Source organism: Azospirillum sp. TSH58 (assembly GCF_003119115.1).
In the GTDB taxonomy this organism is placed as follows: domain Bacteria; phylum Pseudomonadota; class Alphaproteobacteria; order Azospirillales; family Azospirillaceae; genus Azospirillum.
This window is the reverse complement of record NZ_CP022367.1, coordinates 1,723,256-1,742,029: the sequence shown is the minus strand read 5'-3', so window position 1 is coordinate 1,742,029 and position 18,774 is coordinate 1,723,256. Positions and strand designations below refer to the sequence as shown.

18 protein-coding genes are annotated in these 18,774 nt (G+C 70.2%); 3 read left to right on the top strand and 15 right to left on the bottom strand.

All coding sequences use genetic code 11. From position 1 onward, the window contains the following. Positions 1-6: 6 nt before the first annotated feature. The 8 genes from TSH58p_RS29355 to TSH58p_RS29320 all read right to left on the bottom strand — a co-directional run bounded on the left by TSH58p_RS29355 (position 7) and on the right by TSH58p_RS29320 (position 8,825). Positions 7-765: a cytidylyltransferase domain-containing protein gene (locus tag TSH58p_RS29355; RefSeq protein ID WP_109071654.1), complete on the bottom strand. Its 759-nt coding sequence runs from the start codon at positions 763-765 to the stop codon at positions 7-9. Further along, entirely contained in the window at positions 762-1,814 is a 1,053-nt protein-coding gene (pseI, locus tag TSH58p_RS29350) for a pseudaminic acid synthase (protein ID WP_109071696.1), read from the bottom strand. Before pseI ends, TSH58p_RS29355 begins: the two co-directional genes overlap by 4 nt. A 29-nt stretch (positions 1,815-1,843) precedes the next feature. Continuing rightward, positions 1,844-3,451 (bottom strand): glycosyltransferase, encoded by a 1,608-nt coding sequence (locus tag TSH58p_RS29345; protein ID WP_109071655.1) that lies wholly within the window; start codon positions 3,449-3,451, stop codon positions 1,844-1,846. 65 nt (positions 3,452-3,516) lie between these two features. Continuing rightward, entirely contained in the window at positions 3,517-5,463 is a 1,947-nt protein-coding gene (locus tag TSH58p_RS29340; protein WP_109071656.1) for a tetratricopeptide repeat protein, read from the bottom strand. A gap of 14 nt (positions 5,464-5,477) precedes the next feature. Continuing rightward, positions 5,478-6,185, bottom strand: a complete 708-nt coding sequence (locus TSH58p_RS29335) for a sugar phosphate nucleotidyltransferase (RefSeq protein WP_247874214.1) — start codon at positions 6,183-6,185, stop codon at positions 5,478-5,480. Between the two features lie 164 nt (positions 6,186-6,349). Further along, positions 6,350-6,901, bottom strand: a complete 552-nt coding sequence (locus TSH58p_RS29330; RefSeq protein ID WP_109071657.1) for a GNAT family N-acetyltransferase — start codon at positions 6,899-6,901, stop codon at positions 6,350-6,352. 29 nt (positions 6,902-6,930) lie between these two features. Further along, positions 6,931-7,689 carry an SDR family NAD(P)-dependent oxidoreductase gene (locus tag TSH58p_RS29325; RefSeq protein WP_247874215.1) on the bottom strand — a complete coding sequence of 253 codons (759 nt, stop codon included), beginning with the start codon at positions 7,687-7,689 and terminating at the stop codon, positions 6,931-6,933. A gap of 8 nt (positions 7,690-7,697) precedes the next feature. Further along, positions 7,698-8,825: an aromatic ring-hydroxylating dioxygenase subunit alpha gene (locus TSH58p_RS29320; protein WP_109071659.1), complete on the bottom strand. Its 1,128-nt coding sequence runs from the start codon at positions 8,823-8,825 to the stop codon at positions 7,698-7,700. 118 nt (positions 8,826-8,943) lie between these two features. On the opposite strand from TSH58p_RS29320, the gene TSH58p_RS29315 reads away from it, so the two are divergent. Continuing rightward, positions 8,944-10,026 (top strand): 3-oxoacyl-ACP synthase III family protein, encoded by a 1,083-nt coding sequence (locus TSH58p_RS29315; protein ID WP_109071660.1) that lies wholly within the window; start codon positions 8,944-8,946, stop codon positions 10,024-10,026. 13 nt (positions 10,027-10,039) lie between these two features. After that, positions 10,040-10,810 (top strand): SDR family NAD(P)-dependent oxidoreductase, encoded by a 771-nt coding sequence (locus tag TSH58p_RS29310; protein WP_109071661.1) that lies wholly within the window; start codon positions 10,040-10,042, stop codon positions 10,808-10,810. On the opposite strand, the gene pseG is transcribed toward TSH58p_RS29310, so the two are convergent. The 4 genes from pseG to TSH58p_RS29290 form a co-directional block, all read right to left on the bottom strand. After that, positions 10,797-11,840 (bottom strand): UDP-2,4-diacetamido-2,4,6-trideoxy-beta-L-altropyranose hydrolase, encoded by a 1,044-nt coding sequence (gene pseG, locus TSH58p_RS29305; protein WP_109071662.1) that lies wholly within the window; start codon positions 11,838-11,840, stop codon positions 10,797-10,799. The two genes, TSH58p_RS29310 and pseG, sit on opposite strands and share 14 nt — an antisense overlap. Before the next feature lie 17 nt (positions 11,841-11,857). Continuing rightward, complete coding sequence (locus TSH58p_RS29300) at positions 11,858-12,532, bottom strand: hypothetical protein (RefSeq protein ID WP_247874216.1); 675 nt, start codon at positions 12,530-12,532, stop codon at positions 11,858-11,860. Between the two features lie 87 nt (positions 12,533-12,619). Then, positions 12,620-13,627, bottom strand: coding sequence for a cytochrome d ubiquinol oxidase subunit II (cydB, locus tag TSH58p_RS29295; protein ID WP_109071663.1), 1,008 nt, complete (start codon positions 13,625-13,627; stop codon positions 12,620-12,622). Positions 13,628-13,632: 5 nt separating this feature from the next. Beyond that, complete coding sequence (locus TSH58p_RS29290) at positions 13,633-15,042, bottom strand: cytochrome ubiquinol oxidase subunit I (protein ID WP_109071664.1); 1,410 nt, start codon at positions 15,040-15,042, stop codon at positions 13,633-13,635. A gap of 300 nt (positions 15,043-15,342) precedes the next feature. Between TSH58p_RS29290 and rpoH the strand changes: the two genes are divergently transcribed. Continuing rightward, the gene (gene rpoH, locus TSH58p_RS29285) at positions 15,343-16,242 is read left to right on the top strand and encodes an RNA polymerase sigma factor RpoH (RefSeq protein ID WP_109071665.1); all 900 of its coding nucleotides are present in this window, start codon (positions 15,343-15,345) and stop codon (positions 16,240-16,242) included. Between the two features lie 65 nt (positions 16,243-16,307). On the opposite strand, the gene TSH58p_RS29280 is transcribed toward rpoH, so the two are convergent. The 3 genes from TSH58p_RS29280 to TSH58p_RS29270 all read right to left on the bottom strand — a co-directional run bounded on the left by TSH58p_RS29280 (position 16,308) and on the right by TSH58p_RS29270 (position 18,769). Then, a complete protein-coding gene (locus tag TSH58p_RS29280; RefSeq protein ID WP_109071666.1) occupies positions 16,308-17,069 on the bottom strand; it encodes a hypothetical protein in 762 nt (253 codons plus the stop codon). An 81-nt stretch (positions 17,070-17,150) separates the two neighbouring features. Continuing rightward, on the bottom strand, positions 17,151-17,813 hold the full coding sequence (locus tag TSH58p_RS29275) for an ABC-type transport auxiliary lipoprotein family protein (RefSeq protein ID WP_109071667.1): 663 nt from the start codon (positions 17,811-17,813) through the stop codon (positions 17,151-17,153). Further along, complete coding sequence (locus TSH58p_RS29270) at positions 17,810-18,769, bottom strand: MlaD family protein (protein WP_109071668.1); 960 nt, start codon at positions 18,767-18,769, stop codon at positions 17,810-17,812. The genes TSH58p_RS29275 and TSH58p_RS29270 overlap by 4 nt, the downstream gene beginning before the upstream one ends. Between the last annotated feature and the right edge of the window lie 5 nt (positions 18,770-18,774).

The following is an 18,774-nucleotide window of genomic DNA, read 5'->3' as shown; positions in this document are numbered from 1 at the left end:
TCCGTTTCAGTGGAGCGTGTTCTGACGCACGCTGCCGTTCAGGTCGGCCCATTCAGGGTGCTGGCGCAGAACTTTGCAACAATCCTGCCAGCCGAAGCCGGGATTTTCGGGAAGAAGCGCCCCCAGCAGGCGGCGGACCAACTCCAGGTCGGCGGGCTCGTCCACGCACCAGCGCTGGTCCAAAACGGTGCCGTCCTCCGGCGCCAGCGGAAGGCCGATGCGGAAGCGTTCCGGCCGGCGATAGAGGTGGGCGGTGACATGCTCGCGCTCCGCCGGCTCGGTGGCGTCGGCCGCGGCCGCGGCCAAGGCGGCGCGGGTGAAGACCTCCGCGTCCAGACCGCGCGGGAAGCGGGTGACGTCCAGGCTGAGATAGTCGAACGGCGGCGCCGCTTCCAGGAAGGCGGTCACCACGCGGTCCACTAGCGCCGGGTCGATCAAGGGGCAATCGGCGGTGACCCGCACCACCACATCGGCGCCCGCCATGGCGGCGGCCCCGGCGAAGCGCCCGAGCACGTCCTGCTCGTCGCCGCGGAAGACCGGCACGCCGAGCGATCCCGCCAGGTCCGCCACCGGGTCGTCGGTGTCGTTGACCGTGGTCGCCAGCACCAGCGCGTCCAGCGTCCGGCAGCGCGCCAAACGGCCCAGATGATGGGCCAGCAGCGGTTGCCCCGCCGCGTCCATCAGCACCTTGCCAGGCAGGCGGGTCGAGGTCATGCGGGCCTGCGAGATGCAGACGACGCGCGGCTTGTCCGTGGCGGCGCTCATTGCTGCTCCGGGGCCAGCATGTCCCAGCGCAGCGGCTCGCCGCGCTTCAGCGCGCGGGCGGCGCGGCGGCCGATCACGGCGGGGAGATGCTTCGGCTCCAGGCCGAATCCGGGGCGGATGGAGCGGACGCTGGCGGCGCCCAGCGCCTCGCCCGCCGCCACGTCCGCGGTGACGTAGAGGGAGCGGCGGTAGTCGCGCCCGCCCGCCTCGCTCGGCTTCCCCCCGTAATGGACGCGGCCCAGAGCCGCCCAGGCGGCGCGGACGGACTCGGCCATCGCCTTGAACTCCGCCGGCTCCAGCGAGAAGGCGCTGTCCACTCCGCCGTCGGCGCGGGACAGGGTGAAATGCTTCTCGATCACCACCGCCCCCAGGGCCGCCGCGGCCACCGGCACCGCCGCCCCGTGGGTGTGGTCGGACAGGCCGGCGGCGACCCCGAAGGCCTGCGCCAGATGCGGGATGGTGCGCAGGTTGCAGTCCTCGGGCGGCGTCGGATAGCCGCTGACACAATGGAGCAGCACGAGCGGCGCGTCGCCGACGGCCTCCACCGCGTCGGCGATCTCACCCAGCGTGGCGAGGCCGGTGGAGAGGATCAGCGGCTTGCCCGAGCGGGCGGCGCGGCGGATCAGCGGCAGGTCGTTCAGCTCGAAGGAGGCGATCTTGAAGGCCGGGGCGTCCAGCCGCTCCAGCAGATCGACCGCCGTGTCGTCGAAGGGGGAGCTGAAGATGGTCAGGCCGATCGCGCGGGCGCGCTCGAACAGCGGCCCGTGCCACTCCCAGGGGGTATGCGCTTCGCGGTAGAGGTCGTGCAGGGTACGGCCCTGCCACAGCCCGCCCTCCAGCAGGAAGCCCGGCCCGTCATGGTCGATGGTCAGCGTGTCGGCGGTGTAGGTCTGCAGCTTCACCGCGTCGGCGCCGGCCTCCTTGGCGGCGTCGACCAGGGCCAGCGCCCGGTTCAGGTCGCCCTTGTGGTTGCCCGACATCTCGGCGATCAGATAGGGCGGGTGGCCGGGGCCGATGGGGCGCCCGTTGATGACGACGTCGCGCGGCACGGGATGGGTCTCTCGGTGATGGTCGAGGGTCACTCTGCCACGGAAGCGGAGGGCGGGTCTTCCTTTTGTGCGGCGGCCCGGACAAGGTCCCGCGCCTCCTCGCCATAGGCCAGCAGGCGTTCGGTGCAGCGGTGGCGGTCGCCGACGGTCCGGAAGCGGACCCGCGACAGCTCCGCCTGCCGCTCGCGCAGCGCGGGGTCGGCGACGAGGGCGGCGGCGCGCTCCACATAGGCGGCGGCGTCCGGCACCGGGATTCCCGCCCCCGCCACGCTCGCCACGTCGCCCCAGGCCAGCGTGACCACCGGCAGCCCCTCGGCGATGGCGTAGGCGGCGCTGCCGCCGCCGCCCTGGCGCGACGGGTTGAGGTAGGCGTGGCAGCGCCGGTAGAAGGCGCGGATGTCCTTGAGATGGCCCAGGCTGCGCATCCGCGCGCCGTTGCTGCGCGCCGCCAGACGGGCCGGCAATTGCTCGACCTCCCCCGCGAAGACGATCACAGCACCGGGGCAGCGGTCGAGGATGGCATCGGCCAGCGCGAGGAATTCCGCGGTCACCTCCAGATCCAGGCGGGTGCCGACCACCGCGAAGACGAAGGCCGCGTCGCCCAGGTCGAGAGCGCCCCCGACCCCCGCCGTGGGGGGCGGCGAAAAGCCCAGCGTGAAGGGCCGGAAGCGCCGCGCGAAGGGGCCGCGATAGAGCGCCGGCATGGCGTCGGTGTGGTTTCCCTCCTCGTAGCCCAGCACCAGATGGGCCAATGAAATGGTCATGCCGGAGGTTGTGGGCAGGCAGACCACCGGACGCGCGTCGGTCACCGCGAACAGGTCGCCCACCACGTTGGCCCCGCCGAAGGTGACCAGCAGGTCGGGGTCGTAGCCGTCGATGGCGCCGACGATGGTGGACAGCTTGTCCTTGGAGAAGGCGCGGTCGGTGAAGGAGGCCATCTTCACCTGCCGGTCGAACATCTTCAGCGCGAAGACGCCCTCATAGTCGGCGACCATTTCCGCGATCATCGGCGGAACGAACAGGCTCTCGGCCCGCAGCGGCATGGTGTTGCAGTTGATGATGGCGACGTCGAGCCCGAAGTCGTCCTGGAGCCGGCTGGCGTAGTCGAAGCAGTCGCGCGAGGGCTGGTGCTGGTCGTTGGTGAACTGGTTGGTCAGGACCGCCACCCGGCGGATCGGCCCGTCGCGCGGCACATGGCGCGGCGGAACGACGCCCCAGCGCCGCGCCACCGCCCAAACCAGCTCCTCATAGAAGCGGAACAGGTCGCAGGGGCCGAAGGCGCCCAGCTTCTCCGGCGCCGACGCGGCCAGGAAGAGCTGCCGCGCCATGCACCAGTAGGTGTAGTGCATGAGCTGCGGCCCGACCCGCTCCCCGCCCAGCAGCAGATAATGGAGAATCCGCTCGTAGTGGTAGAGGTCGCCGGTCAGCTGGAACAGGACGGAGTGGAACAGCACCGTCTCCCCGGTCGGCGGGTCGCGGCGCAGCGCCTCGGCGATGGACAGGCGGGTATCCCGATCCAGTTCGCGGCGCATCCGCTCGCAGTGGGCCGTCAGCGCGTTCAGTCGATCGGCGTTGAACTGGCGCTCGGCCAGCAGCGCCTTCAGCGCGGCGGCCTGTTCCCCGGCGATGTCGGACATGCGGTTCCCCCAACCGGCGCCTGTGTTGCGCCCCGCCTCCTGATAGCCCCGGCGTGGTTAAGGTTTCAAGAACGCGCCGCGCGCCCGGCCAGAGCCGCCGCGACCTCGTCCGCCACCGCGGCCCAATCGCCGGGGCGGGGCTGGCGGAACAGGCGGGCGGTCGGGTACCAGGGGCTGTCGGCGCGGTCGAGCAGCCAGCGCCAGTCCGGCGCGTGGGACAGCAGCACCCACAGCGGAACGCCCAGCGCCCCCGCGAGATGGGCGGGCGCCGTGCAGGAGGACACCACCAGATCCAGCGACGCCATGATCGCCGCGGTGTCGGCGAAGTCGCGGATCTCCGGCGCCAGATCGGTGAAGGACGGAGGCATCGCCCGCTGCGACAACGCGTCACGGCCGGGGCCGAGTTGCAGCCCGAAGACCCGGCAGCCCGGCACCGCCAGCAGCGGGGCCAGCGCCGCCAGCCCCGGCGACCGCTCCCGGTCACCGGCGAACTGCGGGTTGCCGGCCCAGACCAGCCCGACCGTGAGGTCGTCGCCGGCCAGCCGCTCCCGCCACGCCGCGGTGCGCGCCGGGTCGGCGGTCAGGTAGGGGACGGCAGCGGGAATGGTCTCCAGCCGGGTGCCGAAGGCCCGCGGCAGGCTGAGCAGCGGGCATTGCCAGTCGAAGGGGGGCAAGGGCTCGCCGCGCCCGAACACCCGCTCCACCCCCGGCAGGCCGCGGAACAGGGGCACCAGATCGGCCCCGACCTCCAGCAGCACGCGGGCGCCGCGGGCGGCGACCAAGGGAGCGTAGCGGACGAACTGGATGGCGTCGCCGCGGCCCTGCTCCTCGTGCAGCAGAATGGTCCGCCCGGCGATGTCCTCACCGCTCCACAAGGGCTGCGGCAGCCCGCGCGGCTTGGTCGGGAAATCGGCAACGCGCCAGCGCGCCTCGTAATCCTCCCAGCCGCCCGTCAGGTCGCCGGCGAGGAGCCGCGCCAAGGAACGGTTCCAGCGCGCCTCGGCGCTGGACGGCTGAAGGCGGACGGCCCGGTCGTGCAGACGCAGGGACGCGGCGATCTCCCGCCGGTCGCGCAGCCGGTTCGCCAGACCGCTCAACGCGCTGGTGTGATCCGGCCGTAGGGCCAGCGCGCGGTGGAGCGCCCCCAGGGAACCGGGTTCGGCAAGCGACAGCGCGTGCCAACCGTTCGCCGCGTCCGGGCGCAGCCGCAACAGACGGTGCAGCGCAGCCACCGCCTCCCCCTCCCCACCCGTTTTGCGCCGGGCGGCGGCGAGAATCTCCAGCGCCCCGTCGTTCGCCGGGTCGAGCGACAGCGCGCGGCGCAGGGTCGCCGCGGCGGCGTCCCAGCGCGCCGCGTCATACTGGGCGCGGCCGAGATTGAGCCGGACCGTGGCGTCCTCCGGCAACAGGGCCGCGGCGTGCGACAGCGCCACCGCCGCCTCCGGGTCCCGGACGCGTTGAAGCGCCACGCCGAGATGGTGCCACGCCTCCCCATGGTCGGGGCGCAGCCGGACGGCGCGGCGCAGGGCGGACACCGCCTCGCCCGTCCGCCCCTCGTAGCGCAGCAGGATGCCGGCCTGGACCATCGGCTCGGCAAGATCGGGCTGGATGAGGGTCGTGCGGCGGTAGGCCGCCACGGCGAGCCCGCCCTGCCCCGCCTGCCGCGCCGCTCCGGCCAGCGGGAAGGCGAGGGCCGCCGAATCGGGGCAAAGATGCAGAGCGGCCCGGTATTCCTCGGCCGCCGCGGCGGGGTTTCCGCGGGCCTGATGCAGCATCGCGAGGTTGGCGCGGTATTCGGGCAGGCCGGGGCGCAGCGCCACCGCTTTTTCCAGCAGCCCGGAAGCCTGCTCCAGCCGCCCGCCCTGGGCGCAGAGAAGGCCGTAGAGGTGAAGGGCGTTCGGCTCGTCCGGAACGGCGTCGAGGATTCGCCCGTAGAGGGTCTCGGCCTCCTCCGTCCGCCCGGCGGTGTGGAGGTCGAGCGCGATGGCCAGCGCCTCGTCCAGCGTCGCCATGGCGCCCGCTCCGCTCAGGTTTCGCGGCCGCCGATCACGCTGGCGGCGACCGCCAGACTTTCCGGCGTGCCCATGTCGATGAAGCGGGCCTTGGCGATGTGGCCGTGCAGCGTGCCCGGCGGCATCTTGTGCAGAACGTCGCGGGTCAGCGAACTGGCCCCGGAGGCCGCGATGCGGTCGAGGAAGGCCGCGGAGAAGAGATAGACCCCGGCGTTGATCACCCCGCGCCCCGGCGCCTTGTCGAGGAACTGGCGGACCCGGCTGTCCGGCCCGACCTCCACCCGGCCGAAGCGGGCGGCGTCCTCGACCTCCACGCACAGCACCGACGCCTCGGCCCCCGACAGGCGGTGCGAGGCGACGAAGGCGCGCAGGTCGGCGTCGAGGAAGGTGTCGCCGCTCATCACCAGGACGGTGCCGGCCTTCAGGTCCTTGCGGATGTAGGCGAGCGCCGCGGCGGAGCCCATCTGGCTCGGCTCGATCTGGCAGACGACGTCCAGCGAGCGGTTGGTATCGCCCTGGGCCAGCCACGCCGTCACCCGGTCGGCCAGATGGCCCAGGCACAGCACGACCCGGCGCGCGCCGTAGGCCGCCAGATGGTCCAGCAAATGTCCGAGAAAGGCACGGCCCGCGATGGGCGCAAGCACCTTGGGCGTGTCGCCCGAGACGCCCCGCATGCGCGAGCCGAGACCGCCGGCAAGCAGCGTGACGTCGATGTCCGTCAAGGCTTCCTCAGGCCGCACCGTGCTTCCCCTCATGCTCCCGGCGCCGCGGCGCCGCCCCCACCCCCGCCGCATACCGCGTCGGCGGTGGATTGGTCAAACATTCGGTTGGGGTGACGGCGAACTTTCCCGGCCGACCGCCCAACGTAAGCCCCCCGCCGCATGGCCTATTCCGCGAAGGCCGCCAGCGTGGTTTCGCGCGAAAAGATATGGGGATGCCCCTCCCAATCGCTGCGCAGCGTCTCGAACACATGGACGTCGTGGAAACGGCCATATTTCTGGACATGTTGACGCAGAACCCCAACCTCGCGCGCCTTTACAACCCTTTGGATGCGGATGACCGTGTCGTTGCCCTCCATGAAATAATTGAAGAGCTTGTTCATCCCCAATCCGTAGAAACAATAGTCCATGATGAAGCAGTGCAGGAAGCCGGCGAGCCGCCGCCGGTCCTTCTCCTCCACGATGTACGAGCCGGAGGAGCAGCGCAGATGCACCCGGTCGATGTCATAGTAGGAAAGATAGCCGACCGGGCGGCCCTCATGCTCGATGATGAAATGGCGGAAGTCAGCGCGGGCGTCCATCGCGGCCAGCCACGCGCGCTGCCGCTCGACGTCCGGCTTCTCCAGATCGGTGAACATGAAGCGGGTGATCGACGGCTCGGTTCGCCAGCGCAGCAGCATCTCGGCATCGTCGGCCGTCGGTCGGCGGAAGCGGAACATGGACACTTACCCTTCGAACGCGTGCGGCGTCATGTCGCCAGATAGCCACCGTCAACCGGCAGCATCACCCCGTTGATCCAGCCGCTGGCCGGCGACAGCAGGAAGGCGATGGCCGAGGCCACGTCCTCCGGCTTGCCGAAGCCCATGGGATGGGCGGCGCGGATCGCCTCGAACTGCTCCGCCGTGGTGGTGCGGCGGAAGCGCTCCATCATCTCCGTCTCGACCATCGCCGGGGCGACGCAGTTGACGCGGATGCCGTCGCGCAGGAACTCCATGGCCAGCCCGCGGGTGGCCGAGACCAGCCCGCCCTTGGCCGCCGAATAGACCACGTTGCCCGGCTGCCCGATCTCCGCCGCGACGGAGGACACCAGCACCAGAGCCGCCGGCTCGGCGTGGCAGCCCTTCTGCCGCAGGCCGCGGGCCAGCGCCAGCGCACTCAGCAGATTGGCGTGCAGGATCGTATCGAAGAAGGCCTGATCGACGCCGCGCACCGGCTTGCCGACCTGCACACCGGCGCAATGGGCCAGCCCGGCGATGGGACCGCCGGCTTCCGCCTGCGCTTTGATCCAGCCGGGGATGGCGTCGCTGTCCGAAAGGTCGAAGGCCGCCGTCCGGTGTCCCTCGCCCGGCAGAAGCGCCAGCGTTTCGGTCAGTCGCCCGGCGTCGCGTCCGTTGAGGGTGACCCGTGCGCCGAGCCTCGCGGCGAGCAGCGCCGTCGCCCGTCCGATCCCGGCGGACGCGCCGGTGACAAGGACATGCCGTCCTGTGAGATCGACAAGCGGGTTCATGCCCTTAGTCATTCGACCGCCATGCGGGCGAGCCACGCCCGGTGGAAGGCGGCGATGCGCTCCTCGCAGGAGCCGAGGACGGCCGGGGCCTGGACCTGCTTCAGCCCCTTGTGGGCGGCTTCGGCCACGCGCTGGTCCTCGCCCAGGATGGTGCGGTTGAAGCCGGCGACGTTGGCCTCCACCGCCTTGCGCGCGGCCCCCCCCTTGGTCTGCGGCTTGGAGGTCTCACCCAGGAACAGGCGATAATGCAGATCGCAGCGGTCCGGCCCAACAGGATCGTAAGTCTGGACGCTCATCAGCGCACCGTGGGAGACGCCGATGGCGAGGTTGGGGAAGATCAGATAGTGGTCGTAGCTTTCCAGCCGGTCGCTGCGCGGCAGCCCCATCTTCTGGCTCACCCCGTCCCACCAGCGCGCCGAGCCGTCGGACAGCTGGCTGACGCCCCGCGAATGCTCGCCCTCGTAGGAGCAGATCCACACCTTCTTCACGTAGCCCTTGAAGGTTTCCGGGTGGGTGGCGTCGACGTGGTAGACTTCCAGGGCGCTTTCCAGCGCCGCCTTCCAGTTGGCGTTCCAGGGCAGAACGCCCTCGTCGATGCGGTCGGTGAACAGCTCCGACAGATGGTCGAGGACGGCGCCATAGGCGCCCAGCTGCTCGTCCAATCCCGGCCCGGCCGGCTCCAGCCGGACGAAGACGAAGCGGCCCCGCACCGCCACCTCGAACCGTGGCAGGGCGAGGCGCTTCTTCGCCGCGTCGTCCAGCCCAAAATGCTCGCGGTTGCCGGGGATGCCGACCGGGACGCCGTCGCGGTTGAAGACCCAGCCGTGATAGGGGCAGACCGGCTTGCCGTTGCCGCAGGGCCGCAGATGGATCAGCGAATAGCGGTGCGTGCAGACGTTGTGATAGGCTCGCAGCTCGCCGTCGAAGTTCTGGACCAGAACCGAGGTGCCGGCGATGTCCGCGGTGATGAAGTCGTTGTCGTTGCGCAGGTCGTCCGTAAATCCAACGAACATCCAGCAACGGCGGAAGACTCGCGCCGCCTCTTCGGCGTGATTGGCCTCGCCGGAGTAACGCTGGGGCGGGATCACCATGTCGGGCGGGAACGAAAGCCGGCTTTGCTGACCCCGGTCATCCATGGCTGATTCCATTTATCGGTTCGTTAATCATTCGACCCTAGCGTTCTTTCGGTTAATAGTCTCCGAATTCGCCCAAGTCCAGGACGGACGCAGCGGCGGCGGAGGGAGGGAGCAGCCGGTGAAGGCCATCATCGAGGGCGTGCGCATCGCGGGATTCCGGGCCGCCGTGCCGCCGCACCGCCATTCCTTCCTGGAGGACCATTCCCTCTTCACGGCGGAGGAGGCGGAGAAGCTGTTCGCCACCACCGGCGTGTACGAGCGGCGCATCGCCCCGCCGCACATCTGCGCGTCGGACATGTGCGTCGCGGCGGCGGAAGGGCTGCTCGCCCAGCTCGGCTGGGACCCGGCCAGCGTCGACGTTCTGGTCTTCGTGTCGCAGGACCCGGACTACAACGTCCCGGCGACCTCCTGCGTCATGCAGAAGCGGCTGGGGCTGTCGACCGGTGCGGCCTGCTTCGACGTCAATCTGGGCTGTTCCGGCTTCGTCTACGGCCTGTGGATGGCCGGGCGGCTGCTCGGCGGATCGACGGGCCGGCGGGCGATCGTCCTGTGCGGCGACACCAGCTCGCGCCACCTCGTGCCGGGCGACCGCTCCACCCTGCCGCTGTTCGGCGACGCCGGCGGGGCCGTGGCGCTGGAGGTCAGCCAGGGGGCCGCGCCGATCCACGTCGTCGTCGGCACCGACGGCGGCGGAGCGAAGAACATCTGGGTCAAGGCCGGCGGGCGCCGCAACTCGCTGGTGCCCGGCCGCGAGCCCTGGCCGGCGGAGAAGCAGGAGCGGATGTTCACCGACTCGCGCCTGTCGCTGAACGGGGCCGAGGTCTTCGCCTTCACGCTGCGCGCCGTGCCGCCGCTGGTCCGCGAGGCGCTGGAGTTCGCCGGCGTGGGGGTGGAGGACATCGACCTCTGCGTGATGCATCAGGCCAACGCCTTCATGCTGGAGCATCTGCGCAAGAAGACCAAGTTCCCGCCGGAAAAATTCCTCGTGGACATGCACGACTTCGGCAACACCAGCTCCGCCTCCATCCCGCTGGCGGTCAGCCACCGGCTGGGCGAGGCGCTGTCCACCGGCACGCGCAAGATGCTTCTGGCCGGCTTCGGCGTCGGCTGGTCCTGGGGCGCCGTGGTCGCCGACGTCGGGCCGATCCCCGCACCGGAAGTGCAGGAGATTCCCGACGACTTCCCCCTGCTGACCCCCTGAGAGCCGCTTGGCCATGCGCAACCCGCTCGACCTCACGGGACGGCGCCTGCTGGTGACCGGGGCCTCGTCCGACAGCGACATCGGGCGGGAGATCTGCCGGACGCTGGCCGGGCTGGGCGCCGCGCTGACGCTGGTCGGCCGACGCGCCGACGCGCTGGAGGCCACCCGCGCTCTGCTGGACGGGCCGGAGCGGCACGGCGTCGCCCCCTTCGACCTGACCGATCTGGACGCCATCCCCGGCTGGATGAAGGGGCTGGCCGAGGCGGGCGGTCCCTTCGCCGGTCTGGTCCATTCCGCGTCGGAGCAGGGCTACTCCGTGCTGCGGCAGGTCAACCGGGCGCAGTTCGACCGTTATTTCACGCTGAACGTCGGGGCGTCGCTGATGCTGGCGCGCGGCTTCCACCAGAAGGGCGTGTTCGCGCCGGGTGGCGGCTCGATCGTCTATGTCGGCTCGGTCGCCGGGCTGAAGGGGCAGAAGGGCCGCTCGCTCTATTCGGCGAGCAAGGCGGCGCTGGTCTCGGTGGCGCAATCGCTGGCGTTGGAGCTGGCCGACAAGCGAATCCGCGTCAATGTGGTCGCGCCGGCGGTGGTTCTGGGCGCCAAGGCGGAGAAGCAGTTCGCCATGCTGCCGGCGGAGCAGAACGCCGCGCTCGCCGCCGCCCACCCGCTGGGTTACGGCGCGCCGCAGGACGTGGCCGACGCGGTGGCCTATCTGCTGGCCGACAGCGGGCGCTGGGTGACCGGGACCGTGCTGCCCGTGGACGGCGGCTTCACCGCCGGGTGACGACCTCCGCCAGCGCCCGCGCGATGCGCAGGGCGCCCTGGCCATCGACGATCCCCGCCAGTTTGTCCGCCATGGCCCGCCGCCGCGCCGGATCGGCCCAAAGCTCCAGCGCCACGTCGGCGATCCGCTCCGGAGCAGCTTCGGTCTGTCCGGGCACCAGGGCGCACCAGCCCAGAGCCTCCGACTGGCGGGCGCCCTCCAATTGGTTGTCGGCGATGGTGACGAGGACGGCGGGCGTGCCGATGGCCGCCAATTCCCCGGTCGTGGTGCCCGCCGCCGAAACGGCCAGCCCGGCCTGCGCCATCAGATGCCCCATGCGCGGCGTGTCGTGGTGCAGCCGCACGCTGTCTTTGAAACGCTCCGCCACGGCCTCCACCGCCGCCGCGTCGCGCACCGCCCCGCCGACCGCCACGTCCAGCCAAACGCCCGATGGCAGGCAGGGGGCGAGGCGCTCGATCACCGGTGCCGTCAGCCCCAGCGGGTCGGAGCCGCCGAAGGTCACCAGCAGGCCGCGGCGCTCCTCCAACGGCGGCTTGGGCACCGCGGCGGCCTCCCGCACCTCCCGCCGCAGTGGGGCGTAAGCCGGGCCGAGCAGCAGCCGGGCGTCGGGGTTTCCCTTGCGGTAGGGCAGCGACGCGGCGTCCGGCGCGGCGTTGACGATCAGCCCGGCGTGGATCGGCTCGCCCGTTCCGGCGTCGTCGAAGGCGAGAACGGACAGCCCCATCCCAACCAGCCCGGCCCGCCAGCCCTCCGAGAACCCGTAGCCGTCCAGCACGATGGCGGAAGCGCCGGTTTCCGCCGCGACGGTGCGGGTCGCGGCGAGGTCGGCGGCGCCGCCGGCCTCCGCGTCGATCCGGTGAAAAGCCATGCCGGCCGAGCGCAGACGGTCCGCCAAGGCCGGCGGCAGGCTCGCCGCGGCGAAGTGGGCGTCGCCGCCCAGCTCCCGCACGGCTTCCGCCACCGCGAGGCAGCGCATGACATGCCCGGCCCCGATGGACGCCCCGGCGTCGGCGCGGAACAGCACCCTCACGGGCCGCTCTCCGGCGCTCAATGCAGGGTCGGGGCGTTCGGCCCGGTGGGGCGCAGCCGCGTGCGGGCCGAGGACAGGCAGAAGGCGTGCCAGTAGAGCGCGACCAGGGCGCCCGGCATGCTGTCCAGCTCATGCCCCGGCAGGGCGGTGATGCCCGCCGCGTGGGCCATGGCGGCGTTGGCGGCGTTGACGCTGTGCTGCGCCGCCGGACCGATCAGCGCCAGCGTCTCCGCCAGCGCGCGGACATCGAGGCGCAGGGTCGCCGGGGCGACGGTCACCTGGGCGGCGCCGTCGCGCAGGCGCCCGATGGCGATGTAGGCCTCCAGAAGGTCCGGCCGGTCCTCCGGACGGATCACGGCGGCGACCACGCGGTTGCCGGTCAGCGGGCCGGTGCCGTCGAACTCGAACACCACGGCCCGCTCCGCCTGCCGGGCCTCGGCCAGGGCGGCGGCGCGCTCCCCGGCGGAGACGCCGGACAGCCGCATCGCCTCCTCGAACATCTCCGGCCGGCCGCCGCCCTCGGTGTGGACGACCAGCGGCGCGTCCATCGTGGCGGCGATGGCGAGGCGGCGGGCCATGATGTTCACCGCCTCCTCCGCCGCGTCCTCCGAAGGCGTGTCCTGCAACAGCTCCGCACCCTTGCGCAGCATCACCTCGGCGAAGCTGATGTCCGGGGCGATGTCTGGGGTCATGGCGCGGTCTCCGTCGAAAGGGGTCGGCTGTTGTACGCCAGGGGCGGGGCCCGGCTCAATGATGGCCACGCTCAATGATAGCCGCCTTCAATGATAACCGATGGCGCCCGTCACCTTGCCGCGGAAGACCCAGTAGCTGTAGGCGGTGTAGACCAGGATCGTCGGGATCAGGAAGGCCATGCCGATCAGCAGGAAGACCTGCGTCTCCGGCGGGGCGGCGGCCTGCCAGACGGTGATGCCGGGCGGAATCAGCACCGGCCACAGGCTGATCGCCAGCCCCAGGTAGGACAGGGCGAACAGCCCCATGGCGAAAGCGAAGGGCAGCACCTCCCGCCCCTCGTCCAGCGCCCGCCACAGGCCGAAGGCGAGGAAGCCGACCATCAGCGGCACCGGCGACAGCAGCAGGATGTTGGGAACCGAGAACCAGCGCGTGGCGATGGAGGCGTCCAGGAAGGGCGTCCACAGGCTGACCGCCGCGACCAGAACCAGCACCACGATCAGCAGCCGGCGCGCCACGCGGAAGCACCAGTCCTGCAAAATCCCGATGGTCCGCCAGATCAGCCACGTGCTTCCCAGAAGCGCGTAGCCGGCGATCAGGGCCACGCCGCAGAACAGGCTGAAAGGGGTCAGCCAGTCCAGCATGGTCCCGGCGAAGTTGCGCCCCTCCACCTCGATCCCCTGAAGGAACGAGCCGAGAACCACCCCTTGCGCGAAGGTGGCGAGCAGCGAGCCCAGGAAGAAGGCCTTGTTCCAGAGATGGCGGCTGCTCCGCGCCTTGAAGCGGAACTCGAAGGCCACGCCGCGGAAGATCAATGCGATCAGCATCAACAGCAGCGGCAGATACATGGCCGGCAGGACGATGGCGTAGGCGATGGGAAAGGCCGCGAACAGCCCCGCCCCGCCGAGGATCAGCCACGTCTCGTTGAAGTCCCAGACCGGCGCCACGGAGTTCATCATGACGTCCCGCGCCTCCTCGCTCGGGGCGAAGGGGTAGAGGATGCCGATGCCGAGGTCGAAGCCGTCCATCAGCACATACATGAAGACGGCGAATCCAACGATGGCGACCCAGGCGAGGGTCAGCAGACTGCCTTCCATGGACGTCACTCCGCGGGTTCGATGGATTCGCCGGGCATCGACAGGGGCCGCTTCGGCTGATGGCCCTGCGCCACCGCCGGGACCTCCAGATCCTCGTCGTTCAGCCGCGCCGGGCCGATGGTCAGAAGCCGGAACAGGTAATAGGTCCCGGCCCCGTAGATGACGGTGTAGACCGCCATGAAGACGATCAGGGAGGTCAGCACCGCCCCACCGGTCAGGGCCGGGGTCACCGCGTCCGCCGTGCGGATCATCCCGTAGACCACCCAGGGCTGGCGTCCGATCTCGGTCGTGAACCAGCCGGCCAGGATGGCGACGAAGCCCAGCGGCATGCAGCCGACCAGAACCTTGTGGAACCAGTGCGGGCTGTAGAGCTTCCCGCGCACCCGCTGCACCAGATGGATCAGCGCCACCGCCAGCATGACCATGCCGATCCCCACCATGATGCGGAAGGTCCAGAACAGGATCTCCGGGTTGGGCCGGTCCGCCACCGGGAAGCTCTTCAGTCCGGGAACCACCCCGTCCCAATCGTGGGTCAGGATCAGGCTGGACAGGGCGGGAATGGCGATTTCCGCGTGGTTGGCCTCCGCCTCGTTGTCGGGGATGGCGAACAGGATCAGCGGCGCCCGCGCCCCGCCCTCCCAATGGCCCTCCATCGCGGCGATCTTGGCCGGCTGGTGCTCCAGCGTGTTCAGCCCGTGCAGGTCGCCCAGGAAGATCTGCAAGGGCGCCAGGACGGTGATGAGCGCCAGCGACATGCTGAGCCCGACCCGCGCGTGGTCCAGGAAGCGGTTGCGCAGCAGGTAGAAGGCGCTGATGCCCGCCACCACGAATCCGGTGGTCAGGAACATCGCCGTCAGCATGTGGGCGAGCCGGTAGGGGAAGGATGGATTGAACACCACCGCCCACCAGTCGGTGACGAAGAACCGCCCGTCCCGCAATTCCGCCCCGGCCGGTGTGTGCATCCAGCTGTTCGCGGACAGAATCCAGAAGGACGAGATCACCGTTCCCGTGGCCACCAGAACAGCCGCCAGGAAATGGACGCCCCGCGGCACGCGGTCCCGCCCGAACAGCAGGATGCCGAGGAAGGCGGCCTCCAGGAAGAAGGCGGTCACCACCTCGTACTGGATCAGCGGACCCAGCACGTTGCCGACGATGTCGGACCAGCGGCTCCAGTTCGTGCCGAACTGGTAGGTCATCACGATTCCCGAGACCACGCCCATGCCGAAGGAGATGGCGAAGATCCGCGTCCAGAATTCCGACAGGCTGCGGTACAGCGCCTTGCCGGTCATCAGCCAGCGCGCCTCCAGAACCGCGATCCAGCAGGCCAGACCCACCGTAAAAGAGGGGAAAAGGATGTGAAAAGAAATCACGAAAGCGAACTGGATTCGTGACAGAAGCAGGGGATCGAGGTCCATGGCCGCGGCCCTCCGTTGGCGGTCACCGGGCCGAATCCAGCCGACCCGACGCGACCCCCAACGCGGCCTGTCGCGCAGAGTTCCCGTTTTCCGGCTGCGGATACTTTCTTTCCCCCCACCCCTTGAACGGCGGCGGCGACCTCTTATTTCTAAGCTCTTGCCGACATCCACACAGTCACGGCCGGCCCTGGGCCACAGCCGATCCCACCCCGCTCCGATGGCCCCGCCGGCCAGCCGGAACGGAGGCCATCGGTTCATTGCAGGGTGTTTCCCGAGGATGCCGGAATCAGGAGAAGCTCTTTGACGGAACTGGCAGTTTCTGGCGAACCCCTCACCCTCTTTCTAAAAGAAACCCGCAAGTACGACTACCTCACCCCCGAGCAGGAACGCGACTTCGCCATCCGCTGGCGGGAGCGGCAGGACCGCCGCGCCCTCGACAAGCTGATCGGCAGCCACCTCCGGCTCGTTTTCAAAATGGCCCGCGGCTATCAGGGCTACGGTCTGCCGCTGTCCGACCTGATCGCCGAGGGCAACGTCGGCGTCATGCAGGCGGCCCAGAAGTTCGACCCCGACAAGGGGTTCCGCTTCGCCACCTACGCGTCCTGGTGGATCCGGGCGGCGATCCAGGAATATGTGCTGCACAACTGGTCGCTGGTGAAGATCGGCACCACGGCGGCGCAGAAGAAGCTGTTCTTCAGCCTGCGCCGGCTGAAGGCGCAGTTGCAGGATGCCGAGAACGGCAGCTTCGGCGGCGACCTGTCTCCGGAAGCGGTGGAGAGCATCGCGACGGAGCTGGACGTCTCCAAGGCCGACGTGATCGAGATGAACCGCCGCCTGGGCACCGACCGCTCGCTGAACGCCACCCTGGCCGAGGATGGCGACAGCGAATGGCTGGACCTGCTCGCCGACGAGAGCCCCGACCAGGAGGCGATCTTGGCCGGCGCGGAGGAGCGCAAGCGCCGTCAGCAGTTCCTCAAGTTGGGGCTGGGCGTTCTGGACGACCGCGAGCGCCAGATCCTGGTGGCCCGCCGCCTGCGCGACGAGCCGCTGACTCTGGAGGAACTGAGCCAGCACTTCCACGTCTCGCGCGAGCGCGTGCGCCAGCTTGAAGTGCGCGCCTTCGAGAAGGTCCAGAAGGCGGTGATGGCCCAGGCCCGGCAGGTTCCGGGCACCACCGGCAAGGCGCTGCTGCCGGTGTGAGGCATTCCCTCTCCCGGGCCCTCTCCCGCCCCGGGAGAGGGTAATTTTTCAAGGCGTGAAATTTTTCAAGGCGCGACGAAGCGCGGCGGTTCCGGCAGCACGGAGGACCGCCGCCGCACGCCGCGCAGCGCGTGATCCACCGCAGCGATCTGCTCCTCCACCGAAATCAAAATCTGCGACGTGACCTCCAGCGTCCGGTCCTCGTAGACCCAGGCGTCGGGATGGCGGTCGCTCCAGGCGGCGATGGTCCGGTCGCGCTCCTGCAGCAGGCTGAGAATCTGCGGCCGGAACAGCCGCATCATCGCGGTGATCCAGCGGTTCGCCGGCCAGGACGGGCGGGCGTGGTCGACGGTGAAGCCGTCGAGCATGCGGATCACGTCGTCGGCCGCGTACCACGTCTCCCCCGTCACCCAGCGGTTCGTCGTGAACAGGCGCACCGGCTGCCCCGCCACGTCCATGGCGATCCCTACCAGATGGGACAGCGCGTCGTTGGGGTTGTCCGGCTCCTCGTAATCCCGCAGCGGCACCGGCTCCATGCCCGGCGGCATGCCCAGCGGGCGCAGGAAGGTGTGGAAGTGGCCGTGCTCGCCGTCGGGCCGCTCGTCCTCGGGGTGGCAGTGGTAATAATACTGGGCGTGATACTCGGCGTCGTAGACGTCGCCCGGCGGGTAGTGGCGCCATTCGTAGAGCGTGCCGTGCCCGCGCAGAAGCTCCCCCACCACCGTGTCGCCGGTCTTGGCGAGCACGCGCTGGCACAGCCGGACCTCCCGCGCGGCCTCCGACATCGCCTGCAACTCGTCGCGCGAAAGCTCCGAAAGCTCGATCATCGGATGCTCTGCCCCGTCAGCCCCTGCCCTTCCTTGATCCCTATTACGTATGAGGCTTTGTACGCTTAGCAAGCGCTTTCCTTAACGGACGCCCGCCGCGTTGGTCCGGCCGGCGTCCGCACGGAACACCGCCTCGCCCCGCCGCAGGGTCCATTCCACCAGCGCGCCTTCCACCTGCCCCAGGGCCGTGTTGAAGGCGGCGATCACGTCGGAGAAATCCGTGCCGCGCACCGGCACCACGGCGTCGAAGGTCTCGCCCGCCTCGATGGTGCGCTGGGGCATGGCGACCAGCTTGGCCGACAGCCGCACCCGCACCCGGTCCGGCACCGTGGCGTTGGCGGTGGTGAACTCCGCCTGGAAATCGCGCAGTTCCGTCTTCAGCAGGAAATCGGAACGCAGGCCCGCCGAATCCCGGCCGACCGAGACGATCCGCCGGCTGTCCTCGAAGGATTGGACGATCAGCCCCTGCACCATGTTCGGCGCCCGGTCGGCCCAGGACACCCCGGCGAAGTAGTCGAGAGCGGTGGCGGAGCGGGTGACCGCGATGCGCGGCGTGTCGATGCCGGCGCTGGCCGCCGGAGGCTCCACCAGCAACTGCCAGCTCACCCGCGGCAGCCCGGACTCGGCCACGGTTCCCGGCGTCAGGGTGTAGAGGCTGGGCGCGGTGGGGTTCAGCGCCGCGCAACCGCCCAAGCCCAGCGCCAGCAGGGCCGCTCCCATCGCGTTCTTGAAACGGCTCGTCATCGTCCACGCACCTCCACGCCCTGGCGGGTTCCGCCGAACAGGAAGTTCGACGGGTCGTTCTCGATCCGCGTCACGACGCGGGACAATTGCCCCGACAGGTCGCGCAACTGCGAGATCAGCAAGGTCAGTTCATACAGCCCGCCGCCGGTGAAATCGCGCAGCGCCCCGCGGTTCTCGCCGATCATGGCGTTGAGCTGGTTGGCCGTCTTGTTCAGCGATCCGGCCAGCGTGTGCAGGTCGCCGGTCAGCGTCTTGGTGCCGCTCTCCACCGCGGCCAGCGTGCGCTGCGCCTGCTCCATCGTCTGGCCGAGCTGCGGACCGACCGTCTCGAAGCCCTGGAGCGTGCGGTTGGCCTGGGCGAGCGTGCTGTCCAGCCCCTGGCTGGCGCGGGCCAACTCTCCGGTCAGGTCGCGGGTGTTCGCCAGGATCTCGGCGATGGCCGCCTGGTTCTGCGGGGTCAGCAGGTCCGCCACCCGGTTGGTCAGGTCGAGAGCGCGGTTCAGAAGCTGCGGGGCGGCGTCCACGAAGACCGTCAGCGACGACGGGCGCGACGGGATCACCGGGATGCCGCCGTCATGCGCGGTGCGCAGAAGCTCGCTCATCTCCGTGCCGCCGGAAATCTGGACGTAGGCGCCGCCGGTGATGCCCTGGACCTCCAGCGAGGCGATGGAGTCGGTCTTGATCGGCGTGCCTTCCTGCACCTCGATCCGCACGCGCACGCGGCTGACGTCGTTGGGGTCCAGACGGATGTCGGTCGCCGTGCCCACGGGGATGCCGCGGTAGCGCACCGGGCTGCCCTCCTGCAGGCCGGTCACCGAGCCGGTGAAGTAGATGTAATAGGGCTGGCGCGTCTCCTCCAGCTGGATCTTGGCGACCCAGACGGTGAAGACGAAGAGGCCGGCGAGCAAGGCCAACACGAAGCTGCCCACGAGGATGTAGCTGGTGCGGGTTTCCATGGCGT

Bases quoted from the DNA above. Each gene is read 5' to 3' on its own strand.
- TSH58p_RS29355 (WP_109071654.1), bottom strand. From the start codon at position 765: ATGAGCGCCGCCACGGACAAGCCGCGCGTCGTCTGCATCTCGCAGGCC.
- TSH58p_RS29345 (WP_109071655.1), bottom strand. From the start codon at position 3,451: ATGTCCGACATCGCCGGGGAACAGGCCGCCGCGCTGAAGGCGCTGCTG.
- TSH58p_RS29340 (WP_109071656.1), bottom strand. From the start codon at position 5,463: ATGGCGACGCTGGACGAGGCGCTGGCCATCGCGCTCGACCTCCACACC.
- TSH58p_RS29330 (WP_109071657.1), bottom strand. From the start codon at position 6,901: ATGTTCCGCTTCCGCCGACCGACGGCCGACGATGCCGAGATGCTGCTG.
- TSH58p_RS29325 (WP_247874215.1), bottom strand. From the start codon at position 7,689: ATGAACCCGCTTGTCGATCTCACAGGACGGCATGTCCTTGTCACCGGC.
- TSH58p_RS29320 (WP_109071659.1), bottom strand. From the start codon at position 8,825: ATGGATGACCGGGGTCAGCAAAGCCGGCTTTCGTTCCCGCCCGACATG.
- TSH58p_RS29310 (WP_109071661.1), top strand. From the start codon at position 10,040: ATGCGCAACCCGCTCGACCTCACGGGACGGCGCCTGCTGGTGACCGGG.
- TSH58p_RS29300 (WP_247874216.1), bottom strand. From the start codon at position 12,532: ATGACCCCAGACATCGCCCCGGACATCAGCTTCGCCGAGGTGATGCTG.
- cydB (WP_109071663.1), bottom strand. From the start codon at position 13,627: ATGGAAGGCAGTCTGCTGACCCTCGCCTGGGTCGCCATCGTTGGATTC.
- TSH58p_RS29290 (WP_109071664.1), bottom strand. From the start codon at position 15,042: ATGGACCTCGATCCCCTGCTTCTGTCACGAATCCAGTTCGCTTTCGTG.
- TSH58p_RS29280 (WP_109071666.1), bottom strand. From the start codon at position 17,069: ATGATCGAGCTTTCGGAGCTTTCGCGCGACGAGTTGCAGGCGATGTCG.
- TSH58p_RS29275 (WP_109071667.1), bottom strand. From the start codon at position 17,813: ATGACGAGCCGTTTCAAGAACGCGATGGGAGCGGCCCTGCTGGCGCTG.
- TSH58p_RS29270 (WP_109071668.1), bottom strand. From the start codon at position 18,769: ATGGAAACCCGCACCAGCTACATCCTCGTGGGCAGCTTCGTGTTGGCC.